The sequence below is a fragment of the Paraburkholderia sp. SIMBA_053 genome (assembly GCF_046534895.1).
In the GTDB taxonomy this organism is placed as follows: domain Bacteria; phylum Pseudomonadota; class Gammaproteobacteria; order Burkholderiales; family Burkholderiaceae; genus Paraburkholderia; species Paraburkholderia caledonica.
This window is the reverse complement of sequence record NZ_JAWRXU010001546.1, coordinates 1-241: the sequence shown is the minus strand read 5'-3', so window position 1 is coordinate 241 and position 241 is coordinate 1. Positions and strand designations below refer to the sequence as shown.

The 241-nt window shown below is 66.4% G+C and carries 1 protein-coding gene; it reads left to right on the top strand.

From position 1 onward, the window contains the following. Positions 1–241: AEC family transporter (locus SB753_RS40750; RefSeq protein ID WP_410805635.1), on the top strand; the 241-nt coding region annotated here is incomplete at both ends.

Sequence of the window (241 nt, the reverse complement as noted above, 5' to 3'; positions counted from 1 at the left end):
CAGCTCATCGCCGACGCTGCGGTACCGGTGCTGCTCATCAGCTACGGCATCTCCCTGCACGGCCAACGGGTGCTCGGTGCTCCCGGCCACCGCCGCGACATCATCTTCGCCACCTCGCTCAAGCTGATCGCCATGCCGCTCATCGCATGGGTGGTGGCCGAGTTCGTCTGCGGACTCTCGTCGGCCGAGGTGCTGATCGTCGTCATCCTCGCCGCGCTGCCGACCGCTCAGAACGTCTTCA